The sequence below is a fragment of the Hydrogenobaculum sp. 3684 genome, assembly GCF_000213785.1.
In the GTDB taxonomy this organism is placed as follows: Bacteria; Aquificota; Aquificia; order Aquificales; family Aquificaceae; genus Hydrogenobaculum.
In genome coordinates, this window is sequence record NC_015557.1 from 1,085,787 (window position 1) to 1,105,564 (window position 19,778).

At 34.6% G+C, this 19,778-nt stretch carries 20 protein-coding genes and 1 CRISPR repeat array; of the genes, 7 read left to right on the plus strand and 13 right to left on the minus strand.

The window, feature by feature from the left end; genetic code table 11:
- The 4 genes from cas4 (at position 1) to cas6 (ending at position 2,462) form a co-directional block, all read left to right on the plus strand.
- Positions 1-513 carry a CRISPR-associated protein Cas4 gene (gene cas4, locus HYD3684_RS05890; RefSeq protein ID WP_015419760.1) on the plus strand — a complete coding sequence of 171 codons (513 nt, stop codon included), beginning with the start codon at positions 1-3 and terminating at the stop codon, positions 511-513.
- Positions 506-1,459 carry a type I-B CRISPR-associated endonuclease Cas1b gene (cas1b, locus tag HYD3684_RS05895; protein ID WP_015419761.1) on the plus strand — a complete coding sequence of 318 codons (954 nt, stop codon included), beginning with the start codon at positions 506-508 and terminating at the stop codon, positions 1,457-1,459. Before cas4 ends, cas1b begins: the two co-directional genes overlap by 8 nt.
- Positions 1,456-1,737 carry a CRISPR-associated endonuclease Cas2 gene (gene cas2 / locus HYD3684_RS05900; protein ID WP_015419762.1) on the plus strand — a complete coding sequence of 94 codons (282 nt, stop codon included), beginning with the start codon at positions 1,456-1,458 and terminating at the stop codon, positions 1,735-1,737. Before cas1b ends, cas2 begins: the two co-directional genes overlap by 4 nt.
- A 101-nt stretch (positions 1,738-1,838) precedes the next feature.
- Positions 1,839-2,462 carry a CRISPR-associated endoribonuclease Cas6 gene (gene cas6 / locus HYD3684_RS08300; RefSeq protein ID WP_237698645.1) on the plus strand — a complete coding sequence of 208 codons (624 nt, stop codon included), beginning with the start codon at positions 1,839-1,841 and terminating at the stop codon, positions 2,460-2,462.
- Positions 2,463-2,550: 88 nt separating this feature from the next.
- On the opposite strand, the gene HYD3684_RS05910 is transcribed toward cas6, so the two are convergent.
- From HYD3684_RS05910 to queF, 5 genes are all read right to left on the minus strand, one after another.
- Positions 2,551-2,742 (minus strand): hypothetical protein, encoded by a 192-nt coding sequence (locus HYD3684_RS05910; protein WP_015419763.1) that lies wholly within the window; start codon positions 2,740-2,742, stop codon positions 2,551-2,553.
- Between the two features lie 234 nt (positions 2,743-2,976).
- A CRISPR array of direct repeats spans positions 2,977-6,309; the repeat unit is 29 nt; unit sequence GTTTCTAATTAACCGTGTGGAGTTGAAAG.
- A 2-nt stretch (positions 6,310-6,311) separates the two neighbouring features.
- On the minus strand, positions 6,312-7,097 hold the full coding sequence (locus HYD3684_RS05915; RefSeq protein WP_015419764.1) for a PDZ domain-containing protein: 786 nt from the start codon (positions 7,095-7,097) through the stop codon (positions 6,312-6,314).
- A complete protein-coding gene (locus HYD3684_RS05920; RefSeq protein WP_015419765.1) occupies positions 7,094-7,522 on the minus strand; it encodes a hypothetical protein in 429 nt (142 codons plus the stop codon). The genes HYD3684_RS05915 and HYD3684_RS05920 overlap by 4 nt, the downstream gene beginning before the upstream one ends.
- Positions 7,504-8,469 carry a hypothetical protein gene (locus HYD3684_RS05925; RefSeq protein WP_015419766.1) on the minus strand — a complete coding sequence of 322 codons (966 nt, stop codon included), beginning with the start codon at positions 8,467-8,469 and terminating at the stop codon, positions 7,504-7,506. Before HYD3684_RS05925 ends, HYD3684_RS05920 begins: the two co-directional genes overlap by 19 nt.
- Entirely contained in the window at positions 8,470-8,856 is a 387-nt protein-coding gene (gene queF, locus HYD3684_RS05930) for a preQ(1) synthase (RefSeq protein ID WP_012514222.1), read from the minus strand. It lies immediately after the preceding gene.
- A 190-nt stretch (positions 8,857-9,046) separates the two neighbouring features.
- Between queF and HYD3684_RS05935 the strand changes: the two genes are divergently transcribed.
- The 3 genes from HYD3684_RS05935 (at position 9,047) to leuA (ending at position 13,937) form a co-directional block, all read left to right on the plus strand.
- Positions 9,047-10,501, plus strand: a complete 1,455-nt coding sequence (locus tag HYD3684_RS05935) for an IS200/IS605 family accessory protein TnpB-related protein (RefSeq protein ID WP_015419767.1) — start codon at positions 9,047-9,049, stop codon at positions 10,499-10,501.
- 43 nt (positions 10,502-10,544) lie between these two features.
- Positions 10,545-12,290, plus strand: a complete 1,746-nt coding sequence (locus HYD3684_RS05940; RefSeq protein WP_015419768.1) for an ABC transporter substrate-binding protein — start codon at positions 10,545-10,547, stop codon at positions 12,288-12,290.
- Positions 12,291-12,389: 99 nt separating this feature from the next.
- Positions 12,390-13,937 (plus strand): 2-isopropylmalate synthase, encoded by a 1,548-nt coding sequence (gene leuA / locus HYD3684_RS05945; RefSeq protein WP_015419769.1) that lies wholly within the window; start codon positions 12,390-12,392, stop codon positions 13,935-13,937.
- Here leuA and aroE read toward each other — a convergent pair.
- From aroE to HYD3684_RS05985, 8 genes are all read right to left on the minus strand, one after another.
- A complete protein-coding gene (aroE, locus tag HYD3684_RS05950; RefSeq protein ID WP_015419770.1) occupies positions 13,934-14,755 on the minus strand; it encodes a shikimate dehydrogenase in 822 nt (273 codons plus the stop codon). The genes leuA and aroE overlap by 4 nt on opposite strands.
- Positions 14,752-15,831, minus strand: coding sequence for a phospho-N-acetylmuramoyl-pentapeptide-transferase (gene mraY / locus HYD3684_RS05955; RefSeq protein WP_015419771.1), 1,080 nt, complete (start codon positions 15,829-15,831; stop codon positions 14,752-14,754). The genes aroE and mraY overlap by 4 nt, the downstream gene beginning before the upstream one ends.
- Complete coding sequence (locus tag HYD3684_RS05960; protein ID WP_015419772.1) at positions 15,832-16,395, minus strand: RNA methyltransferase; 564 nt, start codon at positions 16,393-16,395, stop codon at positions 15,832-15,834.
- Positions 16,392-16,982 (minus strand): glycerol-3-phosphate 1-O-acyltransferase PlsY, encoded by a 591-nt coding sequence (plsY, locus tag HYD3684_RS05965; protein ID WP_015419773.1) that lies wholly within the window; start codon positions 16,980-16,982, stop codon positions 16,392-16,394. The genes HYD3684_RS05960 and plsY overlap by 4 nt, the downstream gene beginning before the upstream one ends.
- A gap of 1 nt (position 16,983) precedes the next feature.
- Positions 16,984-17,574, minus strand: a complete 591-nt coding sequence (locus tag HYD3684_RS05970; RefSeq protein WP_015419774.1) for a phospholipase D family protein — start codon at positions 17,572-17,574, stop codon at positions 16,984-16,986.
- Positions 17,571-18,824: a phosphoribosylamine--glycine ligase gene (purD, locus tag HYD3684_RS05975; RefSeq protein ID WP_015419775.1), complete on the minus strand. Its 1,254-nt coding sequence runs from the start codon at positions 18,822-18,824 to the stop codon at positions 17,571-17,573. Before purD ends, HYD3684_RS05970 begins: the two co-directional genes overlap by 4 nt.
- The gene (locus HYD3684_RS05980; protein ID WP_015419776.1) at positions 18,821-19,081 is read right to left on the minus strand and encodes a hypothetical protein; all 261 of its coding nucleotides are present in this window, start codon (positions 19,079-19,081) and stop codon (positions 18,821-18,823) included. Before HYD3684_RS05980 ends, purD begins: the two co-directional genes overlap by 4 nt.
- Before the next feature lie 61 nt (positions 19,082-19,142).
- Positions 19,143-19,760, minus strand: coding sequence for an FAD-dependent oxidoreductase (locus tag HYD3684_RS05985; RefSeq protein WP_015419777.1), 618 nt, complete (start codon positions 19,758-19,760; stop codon positions 19,143-19,145).
- Between the last annotated feature and the right edge of the window lie 18 nt (positions 19,761-19,778).

The window sequence follows — 19,778 nt, forward strand, 5'->3', positions numbered from 1 at the left end:
ATGTATAATACGAGTGAGCTTAGATTCAAAGGTACACAAGTGGCTTATTATTTAATATGTCATAGAAAGCTTTGGCTTTTCACAAAAGGAATAAGCTTTGAAGATGAATCAGATTATGTAGAGCTTGGAAAACTTTTGGACGATACAAGCTTTTCAAGAGAAAATAAAGAAGGGGTTTCTTATGAGCCAGTTAGTATAGACTTTTTTAGCACAGAAAATGGTTTGGTGGTTCATGAGATAAAACACTCATCTGCTTTGGAACCAGCCCATATACTACAAGTTAAATATTATATATACTATCTAAGGCAGAAAGGGATAAAAGTCTCGCATGGAATAATACATTACCCTAAAAGTAAAAAGCTTTTGAAAGTGGAACTCGAAGAGCAGGATAATGAGCTTATGCAGGAAGTGTTTAAGAATATGGATAATATTATCAAAAAAGATAAGCCACCGGAGGTTATAAACAAAGCTTATTGTAAAAAGTGCGCCTATTGGGAGTATTGCTATGGGTGAAGTTTACTACATAACTACAAGTGGTACATTAAGAAGAGACGAAAATACTATATTGTTTGAAAACCAAGATATAAAGAAGAAAATTCCAATTGAGAACGTCTCTGAGCTTTTCATAGTGACAGAGGTGAGCACCAATACAAAATTTTTTAGCCTATTGTCTGAGTACGATATAGTAGCTCACTTTTTTAACTACTATGGCTATTACATAGGAAGCTTTTATCCTAGAGAAAGCAAGCTTTCGGGACATCTCATAATAAAGCAAGTAGAGCATTACCTTGACAAAGAACAAAAGCTTTATCTTGCCAAGAGCTTTGTGATTGGTTCTATAATAAACTCTGAGGGGATTTATAAAATAGATACAAAAGAGCATTTAGAAGCGTTAAAACAAGCCTCTAATACTCAGGAAATCATGCAAGTGGAAGGAAATTTTAAAAAACTTTGCTATAAAGCCCTTGAAGAGCTAACAGGTTGGGATTTTGAAGCAAGGACAAAAAGACCACCCCAAAACCCTCTAAACGCTTTAATATCTTTTGGAAACTCATTAGTATATGCCAAAGTGCTTGGGGAGATATACCACACCCCACTGAACTCAACGGTTAGTTATCTGCATGAACCCTCTGAGAAAAGACATTCTCTTAGCTTGGATATGGCAGAGGTTTTTAAACCCATTTTATCGGAGGGGTTGATTATTGAGCTTTTAAAGTCAAAAGCCATAACAGAAAAAGACTTTTTGGAAGAAGCCGAATACTGCTATTTAAATGCAGAGGGCAGAAAGAAGTTTTTGAGAGCTTTTGATGATCTTTTAAAATCCACGGTTTATCATCCAAAACTAAAAAGAAATGTTTCATTAAAAACACTGATAAGACTTGAACTTTATAAACTGGTAAAGCACCTGACAGGAGAAGAGTATTATCTTCCCGTAAATTATCATAGCTTAAAAAGATGAGAATAATACTTTTTTACGACATAGATACCACAGAGAAAAAAGGGCAGAGAAGGCTTCAAAAGGCTCTAAAAACCGCAAGGAAATATTTAACCCATGTTCAAAAATCTGTCTTCGAGGGAAACCTAACGGCTTCTGGTATTGAAAGATTAAAAAATGAGATGTTGAAGGTTGTAGACAAGGAAAAAGACTCGCTGATAATTTATATCCTTGAGGATACTACAAATTATAAAAGGGAAATACTAACAAACATCAAAGACCCTACAGACAATCTGATATGATAATTCCATGAGATTTAAAGTTCAGCTTGTTAGAGCCTCAAAAGAAGATATTCCCATAAATATTGACTACAGAAGAAGGTTTATATCGCTTTTAAAAAAAAATTTTTGAAAAAGAGTTTCATGAAAAAAGCCCAAAACCTTATACCTTTACGGTTTATTTTGGAAAGCATACAAACATAGAAGAAGATCATATAAAAGGAGTAGAAAGTATAAACTTTAGGTTTTCCACAGGGGAGCCAAAAACAGCCATATCCTTTTACAATGGGATCTTAAAGCTCATCAAAGAGAGTTATCTTCACAACATGAATACAAAGCTTGGAAATGCTCAGTTTAAAATTGATAGCGTGAGGGTCGAAAAAGAGTATGAACCAAATGGACTATTTAAAACTTTATCTCCTGTGGTAGTGGAAAGAGCCGTATATTCAAAAAATCCCAAAGAAAGATACGCCACTCCGATGGATAAAGATTTCGAATGGTGGCTTTTTGAAAACTCACTAAAACGCTACAGAGCCTTAGTGGGGGAAGATTTGAGTGTAAAGACTTTTAAACTTGAGCCAATAGAGATAAAAGAAGAATTTGTAAAACACTACGAAGGATACGTAAGAGGCTTTTTGGGAAAGTTTAAACTTCACACAGATAGCAAAGATCTATTAAGATTTGTTTATCAGTATGGTCTGGGAGTTAGAACAGGACAAGGTTTTGGCTATTTGGAAACTTTAGATTGATAATATGATATAATATAAATAACTTCAATGATTAAGGGCTTTATAAAAGCCCTGTGAACTTCAACAGCTGAATATGGCGTTAGAGTTTCTAATGAAGATATTCTTCCGCTTTAACAACTCCGCCGTATTTTTCTTTATATTCTTCTAACTCATTTAGCTTTTGGACTATCAGATCTCCCATAGATATTTTCTTGGTTATAGCCTCTATGCGCAAAGCCCGGTGAACATCGGAAGGTAATAAAACTGTTGTTTTAACCAATTTCTTGCCTTTTTTCCTCATAGATTTAAATATATAATCTTGCCGTAAAACCGCAATGCCGTAATTACATAAAACCGTAAAACCGTAATTACGGCGAATTTGTCAAAGGCTTGTTAGACAATGATTTAAACTTGATAGTGGTACACTAAACTTTGCAGAATCTGGCATTTTCGGGAAATTACCTTCATTTGCGATGGGTACCCCCTTGACAAAACCATTGATACACTATATAATTTTAAATATAGTGATTTCTGGGTTTCTAATTAACCGTGTGGAGTTGAAAGACTTATGCAAAAGTATCTATTACATTAGAACTATCAAACGTTTCTAATTAACCGTGTGGAGTTGAAAGCCTGACAAAAATGAGAGCATAACACTTCCTACTTTTGCAAGTTTCTAATTAACCGTGTGGAGTTGAAAGTTATCACACGTGCAAGTGTTTTGTGTTTTGATATGAGTTTCTAATTAACCGTGTGGAGTTGAAAGTTGTCTCGTAACATTAAAATTCGTTGGAGTTGTATGTTTCTAATTAACCGTGTGGAGTTGAAAGTCTTCAAAGCATACGTCAATAGTCTGCCAGCTTTGAGAGTTTCTAATTAACCGTGTGGAGTTGAAAGCTAAATTTTGAAAGTGTGGAGGATATGAAATCTTTTTGTTTCTAATTAACCGTGTGGAGTTGAAAGATTTCTTGAGATAATTTGATGATAGAAATATTTTTCTGTTTCTAATTAACCGTGTGGAGTTGAAAGGTTAAAGAATCGTTTGAAAAACAGCAAATAGCAGAAGTTTCTAATTAACCGTGTGGAGTTGAAAGATCTCCTACAGCACTCCATTGATAATATGTTATTTGTTTCTAATTAACCGTGTGGAGTTGAAAGTTTGCAGTTAGCTTCTTCAATAGATTGATGTTTATAGTTTCTAATTAACCGTGTGGAGTTGAAAGTTACAAGTTTGTAAAACATCTCTTAAAAGCTTGTTTGTTTCTAATTAACCGTGTGGAGTTGAAAGTCGCACAGCTAAACAGCAACAGACTACTTGCTAAAATAGTTTCTAATTAACCGTGTGGAGTTGAAAGAACTCAACATCATGCAAATCTGGGACTGCTTCTTTTTGCGTTTCTAATTAACCGTGTGGAGTTGAAAGCCAAAATATACTTGATAAAAACGATAAACAAGCACATTCGGTTTCTAATTAACCGTGTGGAGTTGAAAGTTATCTCATCTTTTTGTAGGTATCTCAATACTCCTTGGTTTCTAATTAACCGTGTGGAGTTGAAAGTTTTTTAGCATCACTTTTTAACGATGCATTAGGTTTAAGTTTCTAATTAACCGTGTGGAGTTGAAAGTTGTTGGATAAGTGATTTTTACTTTGTACTTCATGGGTTTCTAATTAACCGTGTGGAGTTGAAAGGAAGCTGTCAATCTAAACACTACTTTGTAATTATTTGGTTTCTAATTAACCGTGTGGAGTTGAAAGTTTTGCATCAAGCGTATCAGGAACCAAAACTTTCGCGTTTCTAATTAACCGTGTGGAGTTGAAAGGCACTTGCAAGTGCCACTTTGCGAGCCAATGCGAATAGAGTTTCTAATTAACCGTGTGGAGTTGAAAGTTTAAAATGGCGGAAAGTTCTTGCGATCTGTCTAGTGTTTCTAATTAACCGTGTGGAGTTGAAAGATTAGAGCTTTGTCTTTTTTCAAGAAAGACTCTATTCGTTTCTAATTAACCGTGTGGAGTTGAAAGTTCCTTGGCGCTCTTTCTACTCTTGATATCACAGAAGTTTCTAATTAACCGTGTGGAGTTGAAAGTTTAGAAGAGCTTCAAGATTAAGTTGCTTTTCCATCTGTTTCTAATTAACCGTGTGGAGTTGAAAGAAATAGCAGCCCAGCTCCAACCCCACTGTCTTTCAGGTTTCTAATTAACCGTGTGGAGTTGAAAGATGTCAACATGTATTGGTCAAAAGCTGAAGGAAGGCGTTTCTAATTAACCGTGTGGAGTTGAAAGTGAGCCATATTCTCAGAGATTGGCTGGTGTAATAGCAGTTTCTAATTAACCGTGTGGAGTTGAAAGGACGGTGTGCGTGGTCTTACGGGGGATGTCATTTTAGTTTCTAATTAACCGTGTGGAGTTGAAAGGACAAAGACTTGATTGAAGATTTGCACTCAGTCAAAAAGTTTCTAATTAACCGTGTGGAGTTGAAAGCGTTGAGTTGTGAGTATCACTTTGATATTTTGCATGAGTTTCTAATTAACCGTGTGGAGTTGAAAGTATTCTATTTGCAATCTCTTCAGGCTTGAGGGCTCTGTTTCTAATTAACCGTGTGGAGTTGAAAGCTTAATCACTTCAAGCCGCAGATGTGTATCTCCTTGGTTTCTAATTAACCGTGTGGAGTTGAAAGTAGAGCATTTGCACTCATAGATGCTCCAGTAGGACTGTTTCTAATTAACCGTGTGGAGTTGAAAGTAAGTTTTTGCTTAAAACTTCTTCTAAAGAAGCTGCAGTTTCTAATTAACCGTGTGGAGTTGAAAGAACACAGACGCAAACCTTTTAAACGCAAACGGTGTAGTTTCTAATTAACCGTGTGGAGTTGAAAGACGTTTTTCACACGACCTAACGCATCTATGTGTTTCATCTGAGTTTCTAATTAACCGTGTGGAGTTGAAAGACAATTGCTGAAAAAGTGGACGATGACAAGAAGAAGAGTTTCTAATTAACCGTGTGGAGTTGAAAGGAAGTAAACAAAGCTCTGTTGCTTCTGGCGGCTTCTGTTTCTAATTAACCGTGTGGAGTTGAAAGCTACCAATCGCATCTACGCCTATCACCTTCCAACCAGTTTCTAATTAACCGTGTGGAGTTGAAAGTTGATTACAAACATTATCAACGCACTTGTAAAACAAAGTTTCTAATTAACCGTGTGGAGTTGAAAGGAGTAAGCGTTTTTTTAACAGAATGGAGGTCTTCTATGTTTCTAATTAACCGTGTGGAGTTGAAAGTAGAGCATTTGCATTAATAGATGCTCCTGTGGGACTTGTTTCTAATTAACCGTGTGGAGTTGAAAGGCGTTTGAAAATAGTATTTCTTTTGTGTAAAAATAGGGTTTCTAATTAACCGTGTGGAGTTGAAAGTTTAAAATGGCGGAAAGTTCTTGCGATCTGTCTAGTGTTTCTAATTAACCGTGTGGAGTTGAAAGATTAGAGCTTTGTCTTTTTTCAAGAAAGACTCTATTCGTTTCTAATTAACCGTGTGGAGTTGAAAGATATGATACTTTTAGCACTTGCCCGAGCCAGTAGCTAATGGGTTTCTAATTAACCGTGTGGAGTTGAAAGATTACTGAAAAATTGCAACAATTATTAAACTACATGGTTTCTAATTAACCGTGTGGAGTTGAAAGCTTCTAAGGTTTGATGTAGTCTTTCAATCATTTGAGGCAGTTTCTAATTAACCGTGTGGAGTTGAAAGAGCATCGGGGCGTTTATAAATACCGATGCAAAAACTGTTTCTAATTAACCGTGTGGAGTTGAAAGACAACAAGCGTTTGATAAACGTTAGCGGGAGTTGTTGAGTTTCTAATTAACCGTGTGGAGTTGAAAGTTTCATTCTACTTTGTAATAAAGGGTTATCTCTTTGTTGTCCCTTATGATTTTTACGCTGAAGCTTTGGCTGTTTCTTAATGTACCTAATATTCTAAAAGCATCTTCTGGAGAGTTTAGGCTTTCGTTGTTTATAGAAAGAAGTATATCACCTGGTTTTATACCCATCTGGGCAAAAAGCGATCCTGGTTTTACGCTTTTAAACATAAAACCTTTTGGAGTAGGTACAAGGTCTATATCGCTAAACATCTTGTAGGGGTTTGATGTAATTTCAAGAAGCTCGTTTCTATTTACTGTATAAGTATTTTGATTTAAACTACCGCTTAAAAGCTCTTTCAAAGAAGGAAGACCGCTTGGTGTATTGGCACTGTTTATCTTAGCACCTTTTGAAAGTTTTAGAGTAAGGGTTTTGCCGTCGTTGCTTGCTATTATATAAAAAGGTTTTATCTCTTCTATTGTAAAACCGCAAAAACTATCTCCTACCATAAGCACTTTTTTACCACAATTAGAGCTAACAAGCACCATAGAATAAGCTGGGTTTTCACTGTAGGCTATAGCAAGTACTTCCATGTTTGAGCTTGAGCTAGTGGTTTGAGGAGTTATTTTTTGGTGTGCAAATTTACTTATAGCTTCCATTAGATCCTTTTTATTAAAAGAAGATGGTATAGTGGGTATTTCTTGATTCAATACAATTTTTAGGCTTTTAATATTGTAATAAGAAGATAAAATACTTGTAAGTATAAGCAAAATACCAACTATTAGGCTGTATGTTGCATAAGACTTTTTCAAGGGCTTATCTCCATAAGAAGATCAAAGTTTTGTTCTCCAGTATAGTCTGTAGCTTTTAAAAAATTTATCTTAAAACCGTCGTTTTCTATCTGATAAACTATATTAGCAAGTGTTTGAATATCAACGTTTGATGCTTTTACGTTGTAAAAACCGTTTTCATATTTTATATAATCTACTTTTGTATGTGAAAATAAATTTCTAATATAATTTTCGTTTAACGTTTTTGTTTTGGGTTTGCCGTTTTTGATAAGAAAGCTTATATATTCATACTGGGCTATTTTATTGTAAAGTGCCTCTTTTTCTTTTTTTACACTATTAAAAGCCTCAAGAAAAATAGCTAAAAAAATTACAACATATAAAATATACCTTATTCTATATAAAAAATAAACATACCTTGGTGATATATTTATCTTCCTAAAATCCATTTTTGAACTACCTCTTGTTTGTTTCCCTCACTTAGATTTCTTGAAGAAACCACATTTTCTAACGAGCTTAATTCATACGAGCTAATCTCTGATTTTACACTTAGGGCGTTATCTTTGTAAAAAAGCTCATATACTTTGGCATCTGGTGGTAAGTTTTTATAGGCTTTTAAAAGGAGTTTAGAAAGTTTAAAGCTGTCTTTTGGTATTATATAGGCTTCTGTTTGCTCTTTTATATCCACTATCGGGGTATTTGGAAAAGCTTTTTCAAAAATATGTTTTTCTTTTTCTTTTACTATTTTTACTTGATAATGTACTGATAAAAGAAACACCAAGTAGCTTATTAAAATCCCCAAAACAAATATACCTATACTTACAAATTCTTTTTTTAGCTTTTGAAAAGATATCCTTTGAATTTGGTTAAATCTATCTTTGACTTTTTTTAAAGCACCACCAAAAGCTATAAGCTGACCCTTTTTAATATATAGCATAGGCAATGCTCTTAGGTTAGTAGCTTTTATATCTTCTATATCGTAAAGTATATCCCCTTCAAGTGTGTTTAGTTTGTCTATAAGTTCATCTTTGTCAAATATCACCTCATAGTAAGCTATATCCTTATTCTCTATTCTACAAAGCACATAAGCATAAACATCTTTAAAAACTACGTAAAGGTTGTCATAGCCCATAGTATCAAGAGCCCTTAAAAGAGCCAAAGCCCATATATCTTCTGTGTCAAAGTCTATAGGCTTTTTGGTTAAAAATTTATATCCAGATATATCCAATATACTTAATGTAGGATCAATACTTGAAGTATCTTTTATTAAAATGGCATCCTTGACAGCCAGTACTCTAATTGTTACATCTTCTTTACCTTTTTCTACTATCTCAAAAGAATTTTTTATTTTTCTTAGAACTACCGAAGTGTCTAAATATATACCCCTTATGAGCATTTAATCATATTTTTTATCAGACCTTACTCTTACTACGGTATGAAGATTTCCCCTTGGATGAAAATCCCCTATTACCTCTAAAAATTTTGGTTTTAAAAGCTCAAAAAGTTTATTGTATATGGTGTTTGTAGCTGCTTCATGAGATATATATTGATTTCTAAAAGAGTTTAGCCATAGTTTTAAAGATTTTAATTCTACAATATACTCGTTTGGTATATACCTTATCTTTATAGTGGCGTAATCAGGATAACCAGATCTAGGACAAAGGCAGCTAAACTCTGGAAAAGACATTTCTATTATATAGTCGTTTTCTTTGGCTGGGTTTTCCCATGGTTCTAAAGCTGCTTTTTCTATTTCAATTTCACCGTACTTTTTCTCTTGTTGCATAATGGGTATAATGATAATACAAATAAGATGTTTTGTCAATTTGAAGTAGAGGCTGTTATAAAAATCAATCTCTAATATAAATCAGAGATAAAAATCAACTTATATGTTATATTGTTAACTATGTATATAACATTAAGATTCAAGCTTATTGAAAATAGTAAAGAAGACTTAGAGATATTGAAAAAACCTAATGAAACTCCAATCATCAGCTGTTAGATATGCATATAACAGGATAAGAGAAGGCTATGCAGATAAAGATATATACCATTTGATTAGAGAGAAATTTCCAAGTTTACCAACAAGGTATATACCTAGTGCAATAAATAAAGCAAAATCAATTAACAAAGAACATGAAACCATTGTATTTGGAAACAGAGAAATATTTGAAAAATTGTGCAAAAGCCATTTACAAGGAAAACAAAGAGAAAAACTAAAAGAACAATGGAGACAAAACAGGAAGTATAATCTAATTAGCATAGGAACTGCTAACAACACAGATAAAGGCAACAGATTATTACGTTTTGAAAAGAAAAATGATGAACTATACTTAAGAGTAAATATACAACCACGTAAATGGATATGGTTAAAAGTTAAAAGGCAAATAAGTAGTAAAAATGATAAATGGGCTGTATTTTTAGCTATGCTAAACGATTTATGGGAAAACAAAAGATACTTTCCTTATACAGTAGAGTTAAAAATAAGAGGAAACGATATATATGGCTATATTACCTTTGACTTTCCAGTACCAAGTACATATATTACTAAGAATAACGGGGTCATAGGTATAGATACAAATGCTAGTCCTCTTCACTTAGCTTTAGCAGAGATATCTAGGGATGGTAATTTAATAAGTTATGAAAGACGTGAACTACATAACTTTTTATTATATGAGAAAAACAGAAAAGAATACGAAGAATGGATATTAGCTCATAAAATCGTAAATACAGCTATAGAAAAGCAAAAGGCTATAGCTATAGAAAATCTAAACAAAGTTAATAAAGGCTATAGAGGAGACGGCAAGGCAAAGCTTAGGGAAAGATTAACTAAGTGGAACTATAAATCTTTATTATCTAAGATAGAAAGTGTAGCCATACAAAAAGGTGTAGAGATAATAAAAGTAAATCCTGCTTATACTTCTGTTATAGGAGCCTTAAAATATGCACCTATACTTAACATAGATAAAGATATTGCAGGAGCTTACGTTATTGCTAGAAGAGCTATGGGATTTAAGGAAAGGATACCAATTAATTACAAAAAACTACTAAAAGATGAAAATTATATAAACTATGCACTCGAAAGACTAAATAATGAAATACAAAAACTAAAAGAAAAAATAAAACAGGAAAAGGACAAATACAAACAAAATCCATTAAAACAGGAATTAAACAGAATACTTAATGATGTTAAAAAACTTGAAAGCTTTCAAAGCGAGTCAAGTTTCTGTAAGGGAGCCAATGGAAGGAATCTCGAACAGACTAACAAAGCTTGGCAAGTTTTGAGAGTAGCTCTTGTGATCCCTGTGCTTGGAAAAGTTTTTACTAGGGACTTTTCCTCCCTAAAGACTTTACTAGTCTTAGGGGATGTGGATAGGGTAGCAAGTAGGTTAGTTCCGGCTCAGGCTGACGGGGCGACTCTACGGAAGTAGAGTAAATTTAGAACAGCCTCATTTGAAGTATTATAATTATCTTATGTATTTTGCTTTTAAAATACTCAAAAATCCCTATATTAACGGCATTTTATTTACACTTATATGTTTTTTGCCTATATACTTTTCCAAAAGCCCAAAAGTCTCCAACATACCTATAAAAACTGTAGACTTAAGAAAAGCTCATATATCCATTGGCAAGACATCTAACATCGCTTATATCGTCTTAGCTTCGGATCCCAAAACCCTAAACCCAGTACTAGCTCAAGAGACATCTTCTACAGATGTAATCGCCCCTCTTTTTAACGGTCTTACAAGGATTGACTTAAAAACTATGAGCATAAAACCAGAACTTGCCTCTTCTTGGAAAATACTAAATAACGGAAAAACCTACATAATATATCTTAGAAAAGGTTTAAAATGGTCCGATGGAAAACCCCTAACCGCTTACGATGTAGAGTTTACCTACAACGATATATATTATAACCCTCATATTCCAAATTCTATAAAAGATACCTTGTCAGTGGATGGTAAACCTTTTAAGGTAAAAGCGTTAAACAAATACACTGTAGAGTTTGATTTGCCTCACCGATTTGCCCCCTTTTTACAAGCTATAAGCGCTCCCATACTACCAAAGCATATTTTAGAAAACGCTGTAAAACAAAATACCTTTAACACATTTTGGAGTGTATCTCAAAAGCCTTCTTTAATAGTAGGCTCTGGCCCTTATAAGCTCGTCAAATATGTAAAAGGCCAATATGTAGAATACGAAGCAAATCCATATTATTATAAAAGCTCAAAAAACCTCCCCTATATAAAACGTATCAAAGCTTTTATTATACAAGATAAAAATATAGCCCTAATGCAATTTTTAGAAGGAGATATATCTTACGTCGGACTATCCCCAGAAGATCTATCTTACTTTGCTTTAAACAAACCAAAAACCCCGGCCATAGTATATGACTTAGGGGAGACTCCAACCACAACGTTTATCACATTCAATCAAAATCCTCATGCAGATATACCAAAATATAAACTAAAATGGTTTCAAGACAGACTTTTTAGAGTGGCTATATCTTACGCCATAGATAGAAAAGCTATAGCTTCTATGGTTTACAACAACATGGCAAGCCCCCTTTACGGACCAATAACCCCCGCCAACAAACCCTACTATAAAAAAGGTTTATTTAAACGTTATCCTTTTAATCTATCAAAAGCCAAAAAACTTCTTATAAAAGCTGGTTTTTATTACAAAAAAGGTAAGCTCTACGATAAAGATGGTCATAGAGTAGAGTTTAGCCTTATTACAAACTCAGATGCCCAAGACAGAAAATATATAGGAGCCATTGTAAAAGAAGACTTGGAAAAAATAGGTATAAAAGTAATATTTCAACCAATAGACTTCAACTCTTTGGTATCTAAACTTACAACACCTCCTTATCAATGGGAAAGCGTTTTGATAGGTCTAACTGGTTCCATTGACCCAAACGATGGTAAAAACGTTTGGTATTCAAAGGGTTCTTTACATATATGGTATCCTATGGAGAAAAAACCAGCCACACTTTGGGAAAAAGAGCTCGATACGTTGTTTGACGAAGGAGCAAAAACCATAAACCAAAAAAAGCGTATAAATATATATAGGGCTGCTTTTTATTTGATTCAGTATTACGAGCCTATGGTTTTCATAGTCACGCCTAAAAGCCTAATGACCTCAAAAGTCTATATGAAAAATTTTTATCCTACAGTCTGGGGCTTTTATAAAAAAGATTATATGTATATTGAAAGGTGAAAGGTTATTAGATAGAATTTTCTGTTATAACACGATATAACAAAGACGCAAACTGATTAGTTTCATAGTTTTTAATGATAAGAATTAGATATTATTTTTATGGATGATAAAAGAGTATATATATTTGATACGACGTTAAGAGACGGTGAGCAAGCCCCTGGTTTTTCAATGACCATAGACGAAAAGCTACAAATGGCTCATCAGCTGGCAAGACTTGGGGTTGATATCATAGAAGCTGGCTTTGCCATAGCTTCTAAAGGAGATTTTGAGGCTATAAAGTTAATTGCTGAAGAGGTAAAAGGACCTACCATATGCTCTTTGGCAAGGGCCAACGAAACAGATATAGAAAGAGCCGCTGAGGCTATAAAACCAGCCGAAAGAAAACGTATACACACTTTTATAGCCACATCCGATATACACATGCAATACAAACTCAAAAAAACCAAAGAAGAAGTGTTAGAACTTGCTAAAAAAGCGGTAAGATTTGCAAGGAACTTCACAGACGATGTAGAGTTTTCCTGCGAAGATGCCACCAGAAGCTCAAAAGACTTTCTTTATAAAATCATAGAAGAGGCTATAAAAGAAGGCGCTACCACTATAAACATACCAGACACCGTTGGATACGCTACGCCTTTGGAGTTTTATGAGCTTATAAAAAGCATAAAAGAAAATGTTCCAAATATAGACAAAGCCATTATAAGCGTGCATTGCCACAACGATCTTGGCATGGCTACAGCAAACTCACTTATGGCTTTAAAAGCTGGGGCAAGGCAGGTAGAATGCACTATAAACGCTATAGGAGAAAGGGCTGGAAACGCAGGACTTGAAGAAGTGGCGATGGCTTTGGTAGTAAGAAAAGAATACTTTGATAATCTTTATACCAATATCAATACAAAAGAGATATACAAAACCAGTAGGCTTTTATGTAGAATCACCAGCAGCTTTGTTCAGCCAAATAAAGCTGTGGTAGGAGACAACGCCTTTGCCCATGAGTCTGGTATTCATCAGCACGGTGTGTTGTCAAATCCTATGACCTACGAGATCATGAAACCAGAAGATGTAGGATTTCCATCAAACAGAGTTGTACTTGGTAAGCACTCCGGAAGACACGCTTTAAAATCTCGCTTGCAAGAACTTGGTATAGAACTCCCAGAAGAAGAGTTTGAAAAGCTTTTTGAAGAGTTTAAAGCTCTTTCTGATAAGAAAAAATACATATACGACGAAGACATAGAAGCCCTCATTTACAAAGATGTATTAAAACAAGACAACAAGTCTTTAAAACTAATAAGCTTTCAAGTGCAAACTGGAGACAACTTACTTCCCACTGCCACAGTTAGTTTAGAGATAAACGGCGAAAAGAAGATTTTTACAGCCACCGGCGATGGTCCTGTAGATGCTGTTATAAAAGCTATAGAAAAAGCCTTACCTCAAGAACCTAAATTTTTGGATTACTCCATAAAAGCCCTTACACCAAACACCGATGCCCAGGCAGAAGCAAGGGTTTTGATAGAGTTAAACGATATAAAATCCTCTGGCAGTTCCACGGATACAGATATAGTAAAAGCCAGCGCAAATGCCTTCTTGGATGCTGTAAACAAAGCGCTTTTCAAAAAACAAGTAAAAGAAAAAGCTATAGAAGGAGTTTAAGTTTTATATGCTTTTAAAAGCTCAAAAATCTGAGGCGCTATATCAAAAGCATCAACACCTGTCCATATTTTGAAGCTTTCTAAGCCTTGATAAACGAGCATGGGAAGGCCGTTTACAGCAACGGCTCCTTTCTCTTTTGCTTTTTTTATAAGAGCTGTATCTTTGTATATTACATCAAAAACTATATGATGAGCTGATATCTTATCGTAATCAAAAAGAGCTTCATCATCATCTTTTAAGCCCACAGATGTGGTATTTACTATGATATCTACGTATTGAAGTATATCTTCTATGTGTCCTATCACTTCTACATCAAAAATCTCTTTTAGTTTTAGGGCTTTTTTTATAGTTCTATTGTGAAGGTAAACTTTTACACCAGAGCTTGTAAGAGCGTATATTATAGCTTTCGAAGTCCCACCAGCTCCAAGCACTAAAGCTTTTTTGCCATTTAAAGAAGTTTTTTCTTCCAAAGCCCTTTTAAAACCTATATAATCTGTGTTGTAGGCTTTTATGATATTCTCTTCAAAAAGAAGTGTATTGCAAGAACCTATTTTCTTTACATCATCAGAGATCACATCTACAAATTCCAACACGCTTTCTTTATGGGGTATTGTAATATTTAGGCCCTTAACAGACATTGCTTTTGCGCCTTTTATAGCGATTTCCAAGTCTTCTGGTTTTACTTCAAAAGGTATATATATAGCGTTTATATTTTTTTTACTAAAAGCAAAAGACTGAAAAACAGGGGATAGACTATGTTTAACCGGATATCCAAAGATACCATAGCAAAGGGTTTGACCGTTTGGTAAGTTCATCATCTTAATTTTAGCGTAGCTATGGTAAATATTGCAAGAAGTATAGAAACTATCCAGATTCTTACAACAATCTTTGGTTCTGGAGTGCCATTTAGTTCAAAATGATGATGAATGGGCGCCATTTTAAAGACCCGTTTTCCCTTTGTAATTTTAAAAACGCTTACTTGAATTATTACACTAAGGGCCTCCACCACAAACACTCCACCAGCTATTATAAGGGTTAGTTCTTGCTTTGACATGATAGCAAGCATACCAAGGGCCGCTCCAAGCCCAAGAGATCCCACATCCCCCATAAACATTTGAGCGGGAAAAGAGTTAAACCACAAAAACCCAAGACCAGCCCCCACTACAGCCATACCAAATATAGCAAGCTCACCGGCATTTTCAACATAATGAATCTCAAGATACTTTGCCAATACGGCATTACCAGCCACGTAAGAAATGATACCAAGGGCAAAAGCGGTGGTCATAGCTGGTACTATAGCAAGTCCATCGAGTCCGTCTGTAAGGTTTACAGCATTTGAAGTAGCTATAAGTACAAGCATTACAAAAACTATATAAAAATATCCTAAATTTAATTTTAGGCTTTTAAAAAAAGGGAAATACAAATTGGTATCTATATGAACCACGAAGTAAAGAAGAAGCGCACTTACAAAGCTCACTACAATTTGACCAAGCATCTTGGATCTTGCTGATATACCTTTTTTATTTTTTAGTTTTACAAAATCATCTATAAAACCAACAATGGCAAACCCAAGCACGGTAAAAGCCATTATCCATGTTTGGGCTATATCAAGCCTCATAAGCAAAATTGAGGATAATTCAAGGCTAAGTATTATTATAAGCCCGCCCATCGAAGGCACAAACTTTTTCTTAGAATGAGTCTCTGGAGTATCTTCCCTCACGTAGCCCCCGTATAATCTATTTAGGGCTGTTACTTTTCTCATAAAAATAGGAGATAAAACAAGTGTAATAAAAAAGCTTAAAATAACAGCCATCAACGCCCTAAAGGTGATATATCTTAATACGTTGAATAAAAATATATGACTTTTAAGGACTAAACCAAGCCAATATAACATTTAACACCTATTTCTACTAAGAAGCCTATCTAAGATTATGGCGGCGGCGTTTCTAACCGACAGATGATTCCAATCGGAAGCCCCATAGATGGGTTCTAATATAAGATCAAAGGTTTCCATCAAAGATTTTGGTATACCATATCCTGTGCCAAATAGTATGAGATAGTCGTTTTCACCAGATTTTATAGCCTCTGAAAGCTCTTTGTAAGATATCGTATTTGGATAAGTCCTTGCATCGGTACCCACCGTTATTGGTTTTTTGCCTTTTTTAGAGATAATATCTTCTATAATCTCCTCATAGTTATAAACAAGCTTTACCAAAGCCACACTTTCATACCTTGTAAACTGCTTATCTTTGTTTTCTTGGCAAGTCCAATACTCTATCTGTCTTTGGATAACCTCCCTTTGAGCATCCACCGGATGGGCTATATAATAAGTCTCTACACCGTAGGTTTTTGCAGGTCTTGCTATATCATGAAGATCAAGGGTAGTAAAAGATGTGATGATTCTATTTCCGTATCTATCAGTAGCAGGCCAGTGCAAAACCCCTATAAAAACACTCATTTAAACCTATATTCCTCTTTGTTTAAAAGCCTAAAAATGTTGTCTTTGTGCTTATAAAGTATAAGAAAAGCTATCAAACTAGCTCCAAGTTTTTGAGATGTAGTAAAATCTCCTTCCAAAAACAAAAAATACCCTACTAACACAGATGTTATAGAAGCTAAAGATACATATCTAAAAAGATAAAATACAACAGCCCAAACCAAGAACATCTTTAAAGCAAGTAAAGGCGATATCCCAAACACCACTCCAAAAGCGGTGGCTACCCCTTTTCCACCTTTAAAATCAGCTCTATAAGAGTATATATGACCAATCACCGGTGATACCATCACAATCCCAAACCAAAGAGAGCTTGGATCTATATAAAATCTATCTAAAATAGCTATCAAAAATCCTTTAAAAGCATCCAGTAAAAACACCAAAGCACCGTATTTTTTACCAAGGGTTCGGGTGACGTTTGTAGCCCCTGCACTTTTGCTACCAACAGATGTGATATCTATACCCTTGTAAGAGGCTACTATCTTAGCAAACAAGATAGAACCAAGAAGATAACCAAAAACGCTTAAAAGAAAACCTATTATAAACCCCATATCAATAACCGCTATCTTCCTTAGGCTTAAAATCGTTTCCTATAGAAAACATCCAATTAAAGTATTTTTCATAAATATCTGCTAGTTTTTGGCTTTTAATAATAAGAAGGTTTTCATAGTTTAGTTTTTCAGCAGATGCAGTCCAGTTGTAAGAACCAGTGATTACTTCTTTACCATCTATAACGGCGAATTTGTTGTGCATAAGACCTTTTACAAACCTTGTTTCTTCAACGGGTAAGGTCTTTATAGGAATGCCGGCTCTGTAAAAAAACCTTGATCTTGAATATCTTGTGTTTGCTTCTCTTACATCCATTACAAGTCTAACTTTTACGCCTCTTTTGTAAGCATCTATAACCGCCTGACCGATGGGTCTTGATGTAAAAGCATACATTGCTATATCTATAAAAGAATGTGCATGATCGATCTCTCTTATGATAGCATCCGATGCCCCGCCGTTGGGTGAAAAATACACAGATACTTGTGCGTTGTTTATGTTTATAGTTTTGGCACCAGAGGGTTTAGAAGAGCAAGAAAATATAAATATACTAAAAATGACAATTAGTATAGGTGTAAGATAAAATTTTAATCTCATAGGTATTTAAAGGCTTTTTGACCTATGTCTTTTCTATAAACAGCATCTTTAAAATCTATAAGAGTTATAGCATCGTATACTTTTTTTAGAGCTTCTTTCAAATCTTTTGATGTAGCACAAACGGTTAGGGCTCTTCCACCCAAAGAGTAGATTTCATCGTTTATAAGTTTTGTATTGGCTTGAAATATAATAGTGCCTTTTTCTTGGGCTTTTTCCAAATTTCTTATAGGTGTTGGCTCACAGTTTGAATAAGGATAGTTTTTACAAGCCATCACAACACCCACTGCAAACTCATCGGTATTTGAGCCTTGCAAAACACTTGGATCAGATATTACATCAAGAAGCTCTTTTTTTAGATTTAGCATAAGTACTTGGGCTTCTGGATCTCCAAGCCTTACGTTAAACTCCAAAACATAAGGTTCTCCTTCAGATATCATAAGCCCTATATACAAAAACCCCGTATAGTTTAAACCTTCTTGTCCTAAGCCATACATTACAGGCTTTACAATCTTCTCTATTATCTTTTTATCTAGTTCTTTATTAATAATAGGGGCCGGTGAATAAGCACCCATACCACCGGTGTTAGGACCTTCATCGTTGTCTTTTAACCTCTTATGATCTTGAGATGTGGGCATAACACCAAACTTACCATCTTTTATAGCTATTATATAAGAAGCTTCTTCTCCTCGTAGAAATTCCTCTATCACTACTTTTTTTCCAGATTCACCAAGTTTATTTTTTACCATAAAATCTTCTAAAACTTGAGAAGCCTCTTGTCTTGAAGACACTATCACTACACCTTTACCAGAGGCAAGACCATCGGCTTTTATAACAGCAGGATAACCTATATCTTCTATAAAGTTTAGCGCTTTTTTGGGATCTGTAAAACTACCGTAGTTAGCAGTAGGTATTTCATACTTTGACATAAAAGCTTTGGCAAAGTCTTTTGAGCTTTCAAGGTTTGATGCTTTTTTTGAAGGACCAAAAACAAACGACTTATCCCCTATCAAATCTTTTATACCCTTTACCAAGTAAATCTCTTGTCCAGGTATAACTATATCTATAGAGTTATCTACAATAAACTTAGCTATATCTTCTATATTGTTTGCATCAAGTTCAACATTTTTAGCTATCTTAGAAGTGCCGGCGTTTCCTGGAAAAACAAATATTTCTTTTATGCGTGGATCTTGTCTTAATTTCCAGACTATAGCGTGCTCTCTAGCTCCAGAACCAAGTACTGCTGCTTTCATCTTTTTTTCTTGTAGTACAAAAGATTACCATCATCATCAAATTTTGCTATACCATTACTCCCTTTCACAGTGTAAAGACATCCTTTTTTGGTGTGAGATACCTTTATATCTTTTATATCCCCCACATAAGAACTGGCATCTGCAGTTATAGAATTAACGTCGCAGTTTGACATAGGCTCATATTTTCTATGCCATGCCAAAGATAAAGAAATAAGTCCTAAAATTAAAATAATTCCTTGTTTTAAAGCTTTTAACATAACGATATTATTTTATCATAAAAGCCTAAAATAAGCTTAAAAATAAAAAGTCTAGCAAATATTACGGAACATCGTGAATTACTATTGGTTTTCCAGCGTATTTGTTTAATATATTTATCCCCACTTGTACACCAGAACCAGCCGCGCAAGTAAACATAGAGCTAAAACCTGCTAAAAGTCCTGCTATATAAAGATTTTCTATAGCGTTGCCATCTTTATCAAGAGCCTCATAGTTTTTGTTTGTTTTTATCATAACCCTTCCTGGTTTTGGTGAAAGAGGATTTTCTACAACATCTAAGTCTAACCCTTCTATATCAAAAGCCTTAAAACCAGAGGCTAAAACTACAACATCAGCCTCGAAACTATTGCCAGAAGCAGTTTGCACTATAAAACCGCTATTTTTCAAAACTTTTTGAACCGTATCTTCCAATATTTCTACACAAGAATACTCTTTGGCTTGGTCTTTTATCTGCTCTAATAGTTCTTTTCCGATGGTACCTCTTTTTATACCGGGTACGTTGTTTAGTTTTGCGCTTTTAAGATCAGAATTACCGTTATCTATGACAAGCACCTTTTTGCCTTTGGCAAACTCCATTTCGTGTTCTACCGCAGAACCAATAGTTATAGCGCAAGAAAGCCCAGCTGGTCCACCACCTACAATTATTACATCGTATCTCATGAAAAAGATTTTAACCCA